This is a genomic window from Streptomyces sp. NPDC006309, from assembly GCF_040613095.1.
Classification (GTDB): Bacteria; Actinomycetota; Actinomycetes; order Streptomycetales; family Streptomycetaceae; genus Streptomyces.
The window spans coordinates 338,114-352,864 of sequence record NZ_JBEXRO010000001.1; the positions used below are offsets into that span (position 1 = coordinate 338,114).

Annotated in this window: 12 protein-coding genes; 10 read left to right on the top strand and 2 right to left on the bottom strand. The window is 73.3% G+C overall.

What is annotated here, in order from left to right; translation table 11 throughout:
* The first annotated feature begins 112 nt into the window (after positions 1-112).
* The 8 genes from ABZ117_RS01530 to ABZ117_RS01565 are packed head-to-tail and all read left to right on the top strand — an operon-like array spanning position 113 to position 8,719.
* Positions 113-1,537 carry an extracellular solute-binding protein gene (locus ABZ117_RS01530; RefSeq protein ID WP_356816332.1) on the top strand — a complete coding sequence of 475 codons (1,425 nt, stop codon included), beginning with the start codon at positions 113-115 and terminating at the stop codon, positions 1,535-1,537.
* On the top strand, positions 1,537-2,421 hold the full coding sequence (locus ABZ117_RS01535; RefSeq protein WP_356816333.1) for a sugar ABC transporter permease: 885 nt from the start codon (positions 1,537-1,539) through the stop codon (positions 2,419-2,421). The genes ABZ117_RS01530 and ABZ117_RS01535 overlap by 1 nt, the downstream gene beginning before the upstream one ends.
* Positions 2,418-3,242, top strand: coding sequence for a carbohydrate ABC transporter permease (locus ABZ117_RS01540; RefSeq protein ID WP_356816334.1), 825 nt, complete (start codon positions 2,418-2,420; stop codon positions 3,240-3,242). The genes ABZ117_RS01535 and ABZ117_RS01540 overlap by 4 nt, the downstream gene beginning before the upstream one ends.
* Positions 3,239-4,327, top strand: coding sequence for an ABC transporter ATP-binding protein (locus ABZ117_RS01545; protein WP_356816335.1), 1,089 nt, complete (start codon positions 3,239-3,241; stop codon positions 4,325-4,327). The genes ABZ117_RS01540 and ABZ117_RS01545 overlap by 4 nt, the downstream gene beginning before the upstream one ends.
* Positions 4,324-5,151, top strand: a complete 828-nt coding sequence (locus ABZ117_RS01550) for a DeoR/GlpR family DNA-binding transcription regulator (RefSeq protein ID WP_356816336.1) — start codon at positions 4,324-4,326, stop codon at positions 5,149-5,151. The genes ABZ117_RS01545 and ABZ117_RS01550 overlap by 4 nt, the downstream gene beginning before the upstream one ends.
* Complete coding sequence (locus tag ABZ117_RS01555) at positions 5,129-6,202, top strand: ABC transporter ATP-binding protein (RefSeq protein ID WP_356816337.1); 1,074 nt, start codon at positions 5,129-5,131, stop codon at positions 6,200-6,202. The genes ABZ117_RS01550 and ABZ117_RS01555 overlap by 23 nt, the downstream gene beginning before the upstream one ends.
* Entirely contained in the window at positions 6,199-7,224 is a 1,026-nt protein-coding gene (locus tag ABZ117_RS01560; RefSeq protein ID WP_356816338.1) for a 2-hydroxyacid dehydrogenase, read from the top strand. Before ABZ117_RS01555 ends, ABZ117_RS01560 begins: the two co-directional genes overlap by 4 nt.
* Positions 7,225-7,258: 34 nt before the next feature.
* On the top strand, positions 7,259-8,719 hold the full coding sequence (locus ABZ117_RS01565) for an FGGY-family carbohydrate kinase (RefSeq protein WP_356816339.1): 1,461 nt from the start codon (positions 7,259-7,261) through the stop codon (positions 8,717-8,719).
* Here the strand turns inward: ABZ117_RS01565 and ABZ117_RS01570 are convergent.
* On the bottom strand, positions 8,706-9,368 hold the full coding sequence (locus ABZ117_RS01570) for a DsbA family protein (RefSeq protein ID WP_356816340.1): 663 nt from the start codon (positions 9,366-9,368) through the stop codon (positions 8,706-8,708). The two genes, ABZ117_RS01565 and ABZ117_RS01570, sit on opposite strands and share 14 nt — an antisense overlap.
* A gap of 141 nt (positions 9,369-9,509) precedes the next feature.
* On the opposite strand from ABZ117_RS01570, the gene pepN reads away from it, so the two are divergent.
* Positions 9,510-12,092 (top strand): aminopeptidase N, encoded by a 2,583-nt coding sequence (gene pepN / locus ABZ117_RS01575; RefSeq protein WP_356816341.1) that lies wholly within the window; start codon positions 9,510-9,512, stop codon positions 12,090-12,092.
* A gap of 207 nt (positions 12,093-12,299) precedes the next feature.
* Positions 12,300-13,349, top strand: a complete 1,050-nt coding sequence (locus tag ABZ117_RS01580; protein ID WP_356816342.1) for a hypothetical protein — start codon at positions 12,300-12,302, stop codon at positions 13,347-13,349.
* A gap of 237 nt (positions 13,350-13,586) precedes the next feature.
* Here the strand turns inward: ABZ117_RS01580 and ABZ117_RS01585 are convergent, their stop codons facing one another.
* The gene (locus ABZ117_RS01585) at positions 13,587-14,729 is read right to left on the bottom strand and encodes a serine hydrolase domain-containing protein (RefSeq protein WP_356816343.1); all 1,143 of its coding nucleotides are present in this window, start codon (positions 14,727-14,729) and stop codon (positions 13,587-13,589) included.
* Between the last annotated feature and the right edge of the window lie 22 nt (positions 14,730-14,751).

Below are 14,751 nucleotides of genomic sequence, written 5' to 3' on the forward strand. Positions count from 1 at the left end.
TCCCCGTGCGCAAGGGATTGACGGTCTTCCGTCCCCGTTACACGCTCTGTTGTCGAGCCGCCTCGCACGGTTGACCGCCCGACCCCACCGCCCCACCGACGGAAGGTCCCGGATGGACAGGCACGTGCACGACCGCCGACGCTTCCTCGCGCTCACCGGCACCCTCGCCGCCGCCCCGGTACTCTCCGCCTGCGGCACCGGGTTCGGCGGCGACCAGCGGGACCAGGGCGGCGGTTCGGCCGCGGACGACGTCACCGGGTCCTTCGACTGGAAGCGGGAGAAGGGCACCACCGTCAAGGCGCTGCTGAACAAGCACCCGTACACCGACGCCCTGATCGCCGACCTGAAGTCGTTCACCGAGAAGACCGGCATCGAGGTGACGTACGACGTCTTCCCCGAGGACAACTACTTCGACAAGCTCACCGTCGACCTGTCCAGCGGACGCGCCTCCTACGACGTGTTCATGCTCGGCGCCTACATGGTGTGGCAGTACGGGCCGCCGGGCTGGCTGGAGGACCTCGGGCCCTGGATGCGCAACTCCTCGGCCACCGCCGCCGAATGGGACCGGTCGGACTTCTTCCCCCACCTCCTCCAGGCCGGCCGGTGGTCGCTGAAGGCGGGCGAACCGCTCGGCCGGGGCGGGCAGTACGCGCTGCCGTGGGGCTGGGAGACCAACGTGGTCGCCTACCACACCGGGGTCTTCCGCAAGCTGGGGCTCAGACCGGCCGAGACCTTCGAGGAGCTGCGCGAACTGGCCGGGGTGATCAAGCGGAAGGCACCCGGTGCCGGGTACGACGGGATGTACGGGATCGCGGTGCGCGGGTCGCGGAGCTGGGCCACCGTCCACCCCGGGTTCATGACGATGTACGCCCGCAACGGCCTGCACGACTTCACCGTCGAGGGCCGCAGGCTCACGCCCGCCATGAACTCCCCCCGGGCGGTCGCCTTCACCGAGGACTGGGCGGACATGGTGCGCCGGGGCGGGCCGCCGTCCTGGACGTCGTACACCTGGTACCAGTGCTCCAGCGATCTCGGGGCGCAGAAGGCCGGGATGCTCTTCGACGCCGACACGGCCGCCTACTTCCAGGCCGTGAAGGGCGCGAGCCCCGCCTCCGGGCAGATCGCCTTCCATCCGGGGCCGAAGGGGCCGGACGGCTCGCTCGCCACCAACATGTGGGTCTGGTCGCTCGGCATGAACTCCCGGAGCCGGCGCAAGAGCGCCGCCTGGCTGTTCCTCCAGTGGGCCACCGGCCGGGAGCACCTGCGCAGGGCCGCCCTCACCGGCAACCACATCGACCCCGTGCGCCGGTCGGTCAGCCAGGACGGCGCCTACAAGGACCGGATGCGGCACCTGCCCGGCTTCCTGGAGACCTTCGAGACGGTCGCCGGCCGGACGCGGATCCAGTTCACCCCGCAGGCGCAGTTCTTCGACACCGCCACCAGCTGGGCGGCGGCCCTCCAGGAGATCTACGGCGGGAAGGACGCCCGGTCCGTGCTGGACGGGCTGGCCGGTGACCTGAGGACGAAGGTCGGCTGATGCGCCGTCGCCCCGGGCTGCGGCCGTACCTGCTCGTCCTGCCGGCGCTGCTGCTGACCTGCGGGATCCTCTACCCGTTCGCGCTCGGCCTGTACTACACCCTGTTCGACTTCTCGGCGGCGAAGCCGCAGCCGGACCTGGTGCGGCTGCACAACTACGCGACGCTCCTGACCCAGGACGCCTTCTGGAACTCGGCGTGGGTGACCGTGCTGTACGCGGTCGGCGCGGCCGGAGTGGAGACCGTGCTCGGGGTGGCCGTCGCCCTGCTGCTGCACCGCTCCTCCCCGGTGGGCCGGGTCCTGGAGAAGATCCTTATCCTGCCGTTGATGATCGCGCCGGTGATCGCGGCGATCATCTGGAAGCTGATGCTCCAGCCGTCCGTGGGGGTGGTCAACCATCTGCTGCGGCCGTTCGGTCTGGGCGGGGTGCAGTGGACGGACACACCGGCGGGGGCGCTGCTGTCGTCGATCGCCGTGGACGTGTGGGTGTACACCCCGTTCGTGGCGGTCCTCGCGCTGGCGGGGCTGCGGTCGCTGCCCGGCTCCCCGTTCGAGGCGGCGGCGGTGGACGGGGCCGGCCGGTGGTACACCCTGCGGCGGCTGACCCTGCCGATGCTGTGGCCGTACGTCCTGGTCGCCGTGATCTTCCGGTTCATGGACTCGCTGAAGGTCTTCGACATCATCTACGCCCTCACCGAGGGCGGCCCCGGGGACTCCACCATGGTGCTCCAGATCCGGGCCTATCTGGAGGCGATCCGGTTCCAGCGGTACTCGTTCGGGATCAGCTACACGATCGTGCTGTGGGCCGTGGTGTACCTGGCGGCGATGGTGCTGGTGCGGCGCCTGGGGCGGATCCAGCGCGGGGCGGCGGAGGTGTCCGGGTGAGAAGGCGCCTGCCGGGGTGGCTCGCGGACGCCGCCCTGATCCTCTACTTCGTCTTCGCGCTGTTCCCGGTCGCCTGGATGGTGATCCTGTCCCTGAAACCGGCCGACCAGCTGTTCAGCACCTACTTCTCCTTCACGCCGACCCTGGAGTCGTACCGGACGGTGCTGGGCGACAGCGAGGGCATCCCGTTCACCCGGTTCTTCGTCAACAGCCTGGTGGTGTCGGTGGGCGCGGTCGCGCTGTCGCTGGTGGTCGGGCTGCCGGCCGCGTACGCCTCGGCGCGCTGGCGGTTCAAGGGCTCGGAGAACCTGATGTTCACGCTGCTGTCGTTCCGCTTCGCCCCCGAACTCACCGTCATCATCCCGCTGTTCGTGCTCTACCAGAAGCTGGGCCTGTTCGACACGTACGTCGGCATGGTGTGGGTGCTGCAACTGGTCACCCTGCCGCTGGTGGTGTGGATCATGCGGTCGTACTTCGCCGACCTGACCCCGGAGCTGGAGCAGGCGGCCCTGCTCGACGGGTACACGCGCCGGCAGGCGTTCCTCCGGGTCGCCCTGCCGCTGGTCAGGCCGGGCGTCGCCGCCGTGTCGCTGCTGGCGTTCATCTTCGCCTGGAACAACTTCGTCTTCCCGCTGATCCTCACCTCCCGCGAGGCCCAGACGGTGACCGTGGGCGCGCTGTCCTTCCTCGGCGGCGACCGCCCCCGCTACAACCTCACGGCCGCCGCCGCCCTCGTCTCCGTCGTCCCGCCGCTGCTGCTGGCGCTGACCATCCAGCGCTACCTGGTGCGCGGGCTGTCGTTCGGGGCGGTCAAGTCATGAGCATCACCCTGCGCGGCGTACGCAAGTCGTACGGACCGACCACCGCCCTGGACGGGATCGGACTCGACGTACGGGAGGGCGAGTTCTTCTGCCTGCTCGGGCCGTCGGGGGCCGGCAAAACGACCACCCTGAAGACGGTCGCCGGGCTGGAACGGCCGGACGCCGGCACGGTCGAGATCGGCGGCCGGGACATGCGGGACGTGGAGCCGTACGACCGGGGCGTGGCCATGTGCTTCGAGAGCTACGCCCTGTACCCGCACCGGTCCGTGTACGACAACCTGGTCTCGCCGCTGCGCTCCCCGCGCCACCGGCTGCCCGCGTCCGAGGCCCGCGACCGGGTCGGTGCCGTCGCCGAACTCCTCGGCATCAGCGGCCTGCTGGACCGCTCCCCCGGGCAGCTGTCCAACGGGCAGCGGCAGCGGGTCGCGCTCGGCCGGGTGCTGGTCCGCCCGGCCCGCGCGTTCCTGCTGGACGAGCCGCTGTCGCACCTCGACGCCAAGTTGCGCCAGCGGATGCGGGCGGAGCTGAAGGCGATCGGCGCCGTCCGGCGCACCACCACCCTGTACGTCACCCACGACTGGGTGGAGGCGCTGGCGCTGGGCGACCGGATCGGGGTCATCCGCGACGGCCGGATCGTGCAGACCGGCACCCGGGAGGACATCTGGTACCGGCCGTACGACACCGAGGTCGCACGGGCCTTCGGCCGGCCCCGGATCAACCTGCTGCCGGGAGTGGTCACCGGGACCGGGGACTTCCGGTCGGCGGACGGGGCGCTCACCCTGCCGCTGCCGGTGCGGGCCGCCGCCGGCACCGGGGTGCTGGTCGGTGTGCGGCCCCGGGACGTGTCGCTGACCGGCGGCGGACACCGGATCGCCGGAAGCGTGTACGTCACCGAGGTGCTCGGCCGGTCCGTGGAGGTGACCGTGCGCATCGGCGCCCAGCACCTGTCGTTCGTCGCGGCCCGCGCCGAGGCGGCCGGGCTGCGTCCCGACGACCCGGTCCGCGCGGCCGTCCGGCCTGAGAACCTGCTGGTGTTCGAGGCCGACCGGCCACAGCGCCCAGGACGACGGATAGAGCAGAGATGAGCAGCACCGGAGCACAGCAGGGACCCGCGGCCCGGCAGGCCGCCCTGGCCGAACGCGTCCTCGCCGAGGGCTCGGCGAGCGCGGCCGAACTGGCCGGACGGTTCGGGGTGAGCCTGATGACCATCCACCGCGACCTGGACGAACTCGAACGGCAGGGCATCGTAAGGAAGTTCCGCGGCGGGGTGACCGCGCAGCCCTCCGGGGTGTTCGAGTCGAACGTGCAGTACCGGCTGAAGACCATGCGCGCGCAGAAGGCCGCGCTCGCCGGGCACGCCCTGAGGCACATCGAGCCCGGCATGGCGATCCTGCTCGACGACTCCACCACCACCCTGGAGATAGCCCGCCGGCTGCGGTCCGGGGAGATCACCCCGCTGACCGTCGTCACCAACTTCCTGGAGGCCGTCAACCTGCTCGCCGGCCGGCGGGGCATCCACCTGGTCGCGCTCGGCGGCGACTACGACCGGCTGCACTCCTCCTTCCTCGGGGTGTCCTGCGTGGACGCGGTCGAGCAGCTGCGCGTCGACGTCGGGTTCGTGTCCACCTCCGGGGTGCACGGCGGCCACGCCTACCACCAGGAGCAGCACATCGTGTCCGTGAAGCGGGCCATGCTCGACTCGGCCGCCCGCACCCTGCTGCTGGCCGACCACACCAAGCTGGGCCGGGTCGCCCTGCACCGGGTCGCCCCGCTCTCCCGCTTCGACCTGCTGCTGGTGGACGACGGCGCCACCCCCGAGGCACTGCGCGACCTGGACGAGCACGAGGTGCGCTACGAGGTGTGCGCCACCGGCACGAGGGAGGACGATGACCGCGCTGGAGTTACGTGAGCTGCGCAAGACCTACCGGCCGCGGGGGCGCCCGCCGGTGGAGGCGGTGCGGGGCATCGACCTGCGCCTGGACCCCGGGGAACTGCTCGGCCTGCTGGGCCCGTCGGGCTGCGGGAAGTCCACGACCCTGCGGATGATCGCGGGCCTGGAACCGGTGACCGGCGGCGACATCCTGGTCGGCGGCGCCTCCGTGGCGGACCGGCCCGCACAGCGGCGGAACATCGGGGTCGCCTTCGAGAACTACGCCCTGTATCCGCCGCTCACCGTCGCGGAGAACCTGGCGTTCGGGCTGCGGGCCCGCCGCGGGAGCGACCGGGACGACGTGCGGCGCCGGGTCGCCCGGATCGCCGAGCGGGTCGGCCTCACCGATGTCCTCGACGCCCGCCCGGCCGGCCTGTCCAGCGGGCGGAAACAGCGCGTGTCCCTGGCCCGCGCCCTGATCCGGGAACCGGACGTCCTCCTGCTGGACGAGCCGCTGTCCCACCTGGACGCGGCCGAGCGCGACAGCACCCGCCGCGAACTCAAGCGCATCCAGCGGGACCTGGGCCACACCACGATCCTCGTCACCCACGACCAGGAGGAGGCGCTGTCCCTGGCCGACCGGATCGCCGTCATGCGGGACGGCGTCATCGAGCAGCTCGGCACCCCGTACGAGATCTACGACCGCCCCGCCACCACGTTCGTGGCGGACTTCGTCGGTGAACCCGCGATCAACCTGCTGCCCGGCGTCGCCGACGGCGACGGCCACGCCCGGCTGTCCCCCGGGGTGCGCGTCCCGCTGCCGGCGGCGGTGCCGGCCGGCCGGCCGGTGGTGGCCGGCATGCGCCCCGAGGACCTGGGCCTGACCGGCGCGGACGGCATCCCCGCCCGGGTCGTCGCCCATGAACCCCTGCTGGAGTCCGGCATCGCCACCCTCGCCCTCGCCGGGGTGGCACGGCACCTGGTGGTCCTCACCGGGCCCGGGGTGCGCCTCGCCCACGGCGAACAGGTCCGGGTGGCGGCCGGACTCGTCCATGTCTTCGACGCCGAGACAGGAGATTCACTGCGATGACCTACGGTGCCGTACGTGTGGTGGCCGCCGGCGACCACTTCGTCCTGCCGTCCCTGATCACCCGCGCCCTGGCGGAGGAGACCGACGTCGAGACGCGGGAGCTGACGCTCGGCTGGCCGCTGGAACCGTTCGGGCCGGTGGGCGAGGTGAGCGAGGCCAGCGACGCCGAGGAGGAGCTGATCGGCGCGCTCGCCGGCGCGCAGGTCCTGGTCACCCAGATGGGACCGGTCACCGAGCGGGTCCTCGAAGCCTGCCCGGCGCTGCGGCTGGTCGTCGTCTGCCGGGGCGGCCCGGTGAACGTCAACCTGGACGCGGCCCGGCGGCACGGCGTGCGGGTGTGCTTCGCGCCCGGCCGCAACGCCGCCGCCACCGCCGAGTTCACCGTCGGCCTGCTGCTCGCCGCCCTGCGCCGCATCCCGCAGGCCCACGACCTGCTGGCCCGGCAGGGAAGCTGGGCGGGCGCGACGTACTACACGTACGAGCACAGCGGCCTGGAGCTGGAGGACCTGCCCGTCGGGCTCGTCGGCTACGGCGCGGTCGGCAGCCGGGTCGCCCGGGTGCTGTGCGCGTTCGGGGCGCGGGTCATGGTGTACGACCCCTATGTGCGCGGCGAGGTGCACGGGCTGCGGCTGACCTCCCTGGACGACCTGCTGCGCCGCTCGGCCGTGATCAGCCTGCACGCCCGGCTCACCGAGGAGACCCGCGGTCTGATCGGCGCCCGCGAGCTGGCGCTGCTGCCGCCGGGCGCGGTGGTGGTCAACGCGGCCCGCGGTCCGCTGCTGGACGAGGACGCGCTGTGCGACGCGCTCGGGCAGGGGCGGCTGTCGGCGGCGGCCCTGGACACCTACGCCCGCGAGCCGCTCCCGCCGGACTCGCGGCTGCGTCCGCTCGCCGGCCGGGTCGTGCTCACCCCGCATCTGGGCGGGGCGAGCCGGGCGGTGGCCGAGAAGGCCGCGCGGATCGCGGCGGCCGAGGTGGGCCGCTGGGTGCGCGGGGAACCGCTCGCGCACTGCCTGACCTGAGCGGGCCCGACCAGACGAGAGGGTGAGGGGTGTCATGTTCGTCGGGATCGATGTGGGCACGTCCCTGGTGAAGGCCGCGGCCTTCGACCGTTCCGGCCGGACGCTGGCGGTGGAGGCCCGCCCGGTGGGGCTCGACCTGTCCGGCGGGACGGTGGAGCAGGACGCGGACGAGGTGTACGCGGCCGTCACCGCCGTGCTGGAGGCGCTGACCGCGCGGGTGCCGGAGCCCGTGGAGCTGGCCGGGCTGACCGGCCAGGGCGACGGGCTGTGGCTGGTGGACGCGGCGGGCCGGCCGGTGCGGTCGGCGATCTCCTGGATGGACGGCCGGGCGCACGATCTGGTGGACCGCTGGCTGGCGGACGGCACCGTCGAGGCGGTCTTCCGGCGCACCGGCGGCGCGCTGTTCCCGGGCAGCCCCGGCCCGCTGCTGGCCTGGCTCGACCGGCACGAGCCGGCCTCCCTGGACCGGGCCGCGGCGGCCGTGTGCTGCAAGGACCTGGTCTTCCAGCGGCTGACCGGCGCCGGGCGGGCGGTGACGGACGTGTCCGACGCGTCGATGCCGTTCCTTGACCCGCGCACCCGGTCCTACGACGACGGGGTGCTGGAGCTGCTCGGCCTGAGCCACCGGCGGGGGCTGCTGCCGGAGATCGGCGACCCGGTCGCGGCCGGCGGGGCGGCCGGCGAGGGGCTGCCCGCCGGGACCCCGCTGACGAACGGACCGTACGACCTGGCCGCCTGCGCGCTCGGCGCGGGGGTCACCGCGCCCGGCGACGGGCTGCTGATCGTCGGCACCTGTCTGGCGAGCCTGGTCGTCACCACCGGGCTGGACCTCGGCGGCGAACCGGCCGGCCTGTACATCTCCACCGACCGGCCGGGCCACCGGCTGCGCGCGATGCCGGCGATGGTCGGCACGGCGGCCCTGGACTGGGTGCTGGCCACGACGGGCGCCCGGCACCAGGAGCTGGAGGCCCTGCTCGCCGAGGCGCCGCCCGGCTCGGCCGGGGTGCGCGTGCTGCCGTACTTCGCGCCCTCCGGCGAGCGGGCGCCGTTCGTGGAGCCGGGGCTGCGGGCCGAGCTGCACGGAGTGTCCCTGGAGACGCGCCCCGCCGACCTGGTCCGGGCCACCTGTGAGGGCATCGGCTACGCGGCCCGGCACTGTCTGGCGGCGGCGGGCCTGACCGGGACGCTCGCGGTGTGCGGCGGCGGCACCCGCAGCCCGGCCTGGACACAGCTGCTGGCCGACGTGCTGGGCCGGCAGCTGCGGGTGGTGGAGGGCGAGGTCGGCGCGCGGGGCGCGGTGCTGGCGGCGGCCGGACGGTACGGCGTGCCGCTGGATGCGGGGGCGTGGACGCGGCCCACCCGGCTGGTCGACCCGGATCCGTACCGGGCGGCGTACTACGCGCAGGGCTACGCGGAGCACCTGGAGCTGCTGGCCGGGGCGCGGGAACGGGCCCGGCCGAGGACCGGGCCCGTCAGCGGCGTCACAGGTTGCTGAAGTCGGGGCCCTTCGTCCGGGACCGCTTGATCTCGTAGAAGCCCGGCACGGAGGCCACGGCGAGCGTGCCGTCCCACAGGCGGGCCGCCTCCTCGCCCTGCGGGGCGGGGGTGACGACCGGGCCGAAGAAGGCGATCTGCTCACCGTCGGTGCCGGGGACCGCGATGACCGGGGTGCCGACGTCCTGGCCGACCTTCTCGATGCCCTCCTTGTGGGAGGCGCGCAGCTCGGCGTCGAACTCGAAGTCCTCCTGGCCGGCGTAGTCGATCAGCTCGGCGGGCAGGCCCACGTCGGCGAGCGCACCGGCGATCGCCTCCAGGGTCGGGCCCTCCTCGTTGTTGTGGATGCGGGTGCCGAGCGCGGTGTAGAGCGGGCCGAGGACGTCGGCGCCGTGCTTCTGCCAGGCCGCGGCGACCACGCGCACCGGCGGCCACGCCTTGGTCTCGAGCAGCTCGCGGTACTCCTCGGGCAGCTCGTCGAGCCTGTCCTCGTTGAGCACGGCGAGGCTCATGAGGTGCCAGCGGACCTCGATGTCGCGGACCTTCTCCACCTCGAGCACCCACCGGGAGGTCATCCAGGCCCACGGGCACAGGGGGTCGAACCAGAAGTCGACGGGGGTCTTGCCGGACGGGGTGGCGGTCTCGGACACGGAAGGCTCCTCAGGGCAGACGTCGTATGCCCCGACAACGAGGTCACCGCCCGTCGCATTCCCCGCTGTCCGCCGTCAGGACCGCATGGCAGGATCGGTCCTGTTCCGCCACCATCACGCGATCACAAGGGAGTGCCGTCCGTGCCCGGTGAGAATCTGTCCCGCGACGAGGCCCGCGAGCGGGCCGCCCTGCTGTCCGTCGACGGGTACGACGTGTTCCTCGACATCCGGTCCGCCGTCGGTGACGGGGGCGGCGAGCCGCGCACGTTCCGCTCGGTGACCACCGTCCGCTTCCGCTGCGCGGAGCCGGGCGCGGCGAGCTTCGCCGACCTGATCGCCCCGGTCGTCACGTCCGTCTCGCTCAACGGGCGGGACCTGGACCCGGGCGAGGTGTTCGACGGCTCCCGGATCCTGCTGGAGGACCTGGCCGCGGAGAACGAGCTGGTGGTGGACGCCCGGTGCGCCTACTCGCGCACCGGTGAGGGCCTGCACCGCTTCGTCGACCCGGAGGACGGCGAGGTCTACCTGTACACCCAGTACGAGCCGGCCGACGCCCGCCGGGTGTTCGCGAACTTCGAGCAGCCGGACCTGAAGGCGCCGTACCGCTTCGAGGTGCGGGCGCCCGAGGGCTGGACGGTGTGGAGCAACGGTGCCGGTGAACTCACCGACGGGGTGTGGCGGTTCGCGGAGACCAAGCCGGTCTCGACGTACATCACGTGCGTGGTGGCGGGCCCGTACCACTATGTGACGGACTCCTACACGCGCACCTTCGAGGACGGCACGAAGCTGGAGATCGCGCTCGGCGCGATGTGCCGCAAGGGTCTGGCGCCGCACTTCGACGCGGACGACGTCTTCCTGGTGACCAGGCAGGGCCTGGACTTCTTCCACGACCACTTCGACTTCCCGTACCCGTTCGGCAAGTACGACCAGGCGTTCGTGCCGGAGTACAACCTCGGCGCGATGGAGAACCCGGGCCTGGTGACCTTCCGCGAGGAGTACATCTTCCGCGGGAAGGTGACACAGGCGTCGTACGAGGCGCGGGCCAACGTCATCCTGCACGAGATGGCGCACATGTGGTTCGGCGACCTGGTCACCATGGTGTGGTGGGACGACCTGTGGCTGAAGGAGTCCTTCGCGGACTTCATGGGCACGTTCGCGAACGTGGGCGCGACCCGCTTCCGGGACGCCTGGGTCACCTTCGCCAACCGCCGCAAGGCCTGGGCGTACCGGGCGGACCAGCTGCCGTCCACGCATCCGGTCACCGCGGACATCCGCGACCTCCAGGACGCCAAGCTGAACTTCGACGGCATCACCTACGCCAAGGGCGCCTCGGTGCTCAAGCAGCTGGTGGCGTACGTCGGCCAGGACGCGTTCCTGGAGGGTGCCCGGCGCTACTTCAAGCGCAACGCGTACAGCAACACGCGCCTGGGCGACCTGCTGTCGGTGCTGGCCGAGACCAGCGGGCGGGACATGTCGGGCTGGGCGCGGTCCTGGCTCCAGACGGCCGGGGTGAACGCGCTGACCCCGCAGGTGCTGCTGGACACCGACGGCGGCCGGATCGCCGAGCTGGCGGTGGTGCAGGAGGCGGCCGAGTCACATCCCGAACTGCGTCCGCACCGGGTCGCGGTGGGCCTGTACCGCACCACGCCGGAGGGCGCGCTGGAGCGGTACGCGCGGGTGGAGACGGACGTGGACGGTCCCCGGACGGTCGTGGCGGAGCTGGCGGGCGAGCAGGCACCGGAGCTGGTGCTGGTCAACGACGACGACCTCACCTACTGCAAGATCCGGTTCGACGAGACCTCGCTGGCGACCCTGCGCACCCGGCTGGGCGCGCTCACCGGCCCGCTCGCCCGCGCCCTGTGCTGGTCGGCGCTGTGGAACCTGACCCGGGACGGGCTGCTGCCGGCCCGCGACTTCATCGCCCTCGTGCTGCGCTTCGCGGGCCGCGAGTCCGACATCGGTGTGCTCCAGATGCTGCACGCCTGGGCGGACTCGGCGCTGGCGCACTACGCGGCACCGGCGTGGCGGGAGACGGGCGGGCGGCTGCTGGCGGAGGGCGCGCTGCGGGAGCTGCGGGCGGCCGGGCCGGGCAGTGAGCAGCAGCTGGCGTGGGCGCGGTTCTTCGCGGCGGTGGCCACTTCCGAGGGCGACCTCGTTCTGCTGAGGGACCTGCTGGACGGCACCACCGGGTTCGACGGCCTGGTGGTGGACCAGGAGCTGCGCTGGGTGTTCCTGGAGCCGCTGGCGGCGCACGGGGTGGCCGGCGAGCGGGAGCTGGCGGCCGAGCTGGCCCGGGACGACACGGCGTCCGGCAGGCGGCACCAGGTGCGCTGCCTGGCCGCGCGTCCGTCGGCGGCGGTCAAGGCGCAGGCGTGGGCGCAGGTGGTGGAGTCGGAGGCGCTGTCGAACGCGCATGTGGAGGCGACGATCGCGGGCTTCGCCCGGCCGTCGCAGCGGGAGCTGACCGCGCCGTACGCGCAGTTGTACTTCGCGGCGATCGAGCGGGTGTGGCGGGAGCGGTCGATCCAGATCGGCATGGACGTGGTGCGGGGTCTGTTCCCGGCGTACCAGGACCGCCCGGAGACGCTGGAGGCGACGGACGCGTGGCTCCGGGCGCACGCGGACGCGGCGCCGGCGCTGCGCCGGCTGGTGCTGGAGGCGCGGGACGACCTGGCGCGGGCGCTGCGGGCACAGGAGTGCGACGCGGCGGCGGCCGGCCACTGAGCCTTGGCCTGAGCTTGCCCGGTGGGTGACCGTTACGAGATCCGGTCACACATCACCGTGACCCCTGGTCCGCACCCGAGCGGACCAGGGGTTTCCCGTCCCTACTCGGCATCCGAACACCTGACCTTTAGTCCCGTCCTGTCCGCATTGTTCGACGGCCGTGTAACAGCGGTTAGAGGAGGGACCCGGCGCGGGAATCCCCCCGCCATGACGCACGACGCCCCGCTCTCCCCCCGCTCCCTGAGCCACCTCTCCGACGTCCACCGCCGGGTGATGACGGCGGCTCAGCTCCGCGCCCACGGTGTGACACCGGCCGAGCAGACCGAGCAGTGCCGTCCCGGCGGCCCCTGGCGGGAACTGCTGCCGAACGTCGTCCTGCTGCACCCCGGCCCGCCGACCGGCGAGGAACGGCTGCACGGGGCCCTGCTGTACGCGGCCCGCGCGGCGGCGCCGGCCGTACCCGTCCAGCCGACGTCCGCGTCCCCGCACCGGCCCCGGTACGCGGAGGCGGTGCTCACCGGCCTGGTGGCGCTCACCCTGCACGGCTTCTCCCACGCCCCGGCGCCGGACGCCCTGAACCGGGTGGACGTCCTGGTCCCGCGGTTGCGCCGGCTGCGTTCGACGGGCTACGTCCGCGTCCTGCGCACCGCCGATCTGCCCGTGCCGCAATCGGTGTCGGGCCTGCCGGTGGCGCCGGTGCCGCGGGCGCTGGCGGACGCGGTGGCGGAGCTGACGGACGCGGAGGCGGTACGGCGGCTGCTGACCGAGGCGGTGCGCGGGGGGCACTGCGAACCGGTGGCGGTGGTGCGGGAGCTGACCCGCGCCAAGCTGCTGGGCCGGGCGCACGTGGTGGACGCGGTGGACTCGCTGGTGGCCGAGGGCCGCTCGGCCGCCGAGGACCGCCTGTACCGGATGGTCCGCGAGTGCGGTCTGCCCGACCCGGTGTGGAACGTCGACCTGCGCCTGCCCGGCGGACCGCACCTGGGCGGCCTGGACGCCTACTGGCCCGACCACGCCGTCGCCGTCGAACTGGACACGCGCGCCCCCCTGCCGGGCCACCGGGAGGGCGGCGACGCGCTGTGGTCGGAGTACGCCCGCAAGCGCGAGCACCTGGAGCGGCTGGGGATCACGGTCGTGTACACCACGCCGAAGAAGCTGCGGGACTGTCCCGAGCAGCAGGCGGCGGTGGTGCGGACGGCGCTCATGGCGTCCGGCGACCGCGATCCGGCCGCGTACGTCGTGGTCCTGCCCCGGTAGCCGGGGAGACCCTACGGGGCGGCGGGAGGCTCCCGCGTGCACCCCGAACTCCGTTTCCCCGACGGCGAGGAGCAGGTGACCTGCACCCGCACGGCGCCGTTCACCCGGTCGGTGGCCACGGCCCTCAGGCCCCGCACGCAGGCCGCCGCGCCACGCCGTCCTCCGTCCGCGCCGCCGGCCCCTGGACCCACCGTCCCGGGCCCCTGATGCGCCGCCCCCAGGGGCCCGGGACGGTGGTCAGCAGAACTCCGCCCGCACCACCGTGTCCGGGTCCCCGGTCCAGTCCGCGTTCAGGTTGAGGGCCAGGGAGTGCCGGCCGTCCTCGGTCGTCACGGCGGCGGACCCGGAGCCGTGGATGCCGCCGTCATGGCCCCAGACGTGCACCCCGCAGTCCAGCACGGTCTCCTGGAGGCCGAGGCCGTAACCGGCGCGGGGCACCTCGTCGCTCTTCACGGTGGTCTTCATCTCCGTCAGCTGCCGCGGCGGCAGCAGCCTCCCGCGCAGCAGGGCGCTGTAGAAGCGGTCCAGGTCGGCGGAGTCGGAGATCATCTCACCGGCGGAGGAGGCGACGGACGGATTGAGCTCCGTGACGTCGTAGGTCGGGCCCGTCGCCGTCTCGGCGAGCTTGCCGTAGGCACGGCTGCTCGGCCGTGGGACGGTGACCCTCGTACCGGGGACGGAGGTGGCCGTCAGGTGCAGGGGCCCGATGATGCGGCGGCGGATCTCCGTGGCGTAGGGGTGGCCCGTCACCTTCTCGATGACCATGCCGGCCAGGACGTAGTTGGTGTTGGAGTAGTGCCAGGACGTGCCCGGCGCGAAGTACGGACTGTGCCGCATCGCGATCGCCACCAGGTCCTGCGGGGCGAGCGTGTCGTAGCGGTGCCGCAGGAAGCCGTCCTTGAGGAAGTAGGTGCGGGCGAACTCCTCGTCCTCCGTGTAGTTGTGGATGCCGCTGGTGTGGTTGAGCAGCTGCCGGACGGTGATCGCGCGGCCGTCGTGGCCGTGGCCGCGGACGACGCCCGGCAGCCACTCGTCCACCGTGTCGTCCAGGGAGAGCCGGCCCTCCGCCTCCAGCTGGAGCAGGACGGTGGCGACGAAGGTCTTGGTGATGCTGCCGACGCGGTAGCGGTCGGCGGCCGTACGCGGCGCGCCCGTGCGGGTGTCGCCCGCACCGGCGGTCGCCGACCAGGTGCCGTGGGCGTCCCGCGCGGTGGCGGTCACCCCGGGCACGCCGTCCCGGACGACCGCCTCGACGGCCTCACGGGTCGCGGCGTGGCCGGGGCCGTGGCGGGCGGGGCCGGCCGCCGCCACGGCCGGGGCCGCGAGGGCCGCGGAGAGGAGCAGGGCGGCGGTGCCCGCCAGAGTCGTCCGTACGCGCATGTCTTCCCCCAGGGAGTGGATC

Coding starts and splice junctions, on each gene's coding strand:
- ABZ117_RS01560 (WP_356816338.1), top strand. CDS start 6,199: ATGACCTACGGTGCCGTACGTGTGGTGGCCGCCGGCGACCACTTCGTC.
- ABZ117_RS01550 (WP_356816336.1), top strand. CDS start 4,324: ATGAGCAGCACCGGAGCACAGCAGGGACCCGCGGCCCGGCAGGCCGCC.
- ABZ117_RS01585 (WP_356816343.1), bottom strand. CDS start 14,729: ATGCGCGTACGGACGACTCTGGCGGGCACCGCCGCCCTGCTCCTCTCC.
- ABZ117_RS01565 (WP_356816339.1), top strand. CDS start 7,259: ATGTTCGTCGGGATCGATGTGGGCACGTCCCTGGTGAAGGCCGCGGCC.
- ABZ117_RS01535 (WP_356816333.1), top strand. CDS start 1,537: ATGCGCCGTCGCCCCGGGCTGCGGCCGTACCTGCTCGTCCTGCCGGCG.
- ABZ117_RS01580 (WP_356816342.1), top strand. CDS start 12,300: ATGACGCACGACGCCCCGCTCTCCCCCCGCTCCCTGAGCCACCTCTCC.
- ABZ117_RS01530 (WP_356816332.1), top strand. CDS start 113: ATGGACAGGCACGTGCACGACCGCCGACGCTTCCTCGCGCTCACCGGC.
- ABZ117_RS01545 (WP_356816335.1), top strand. CDS start 3,239: ATGAGCATCACCCTGCGCGGCGTACGCAAGTCGTACGGACCGACCACC.
- ABZ117_RS01555 (WP_356816337.1), top strand. CDS start 5,129: ATGACCGCGCTGGAGTTACGTGAGCTGCGCAAGACCTACCGGCCGCGG.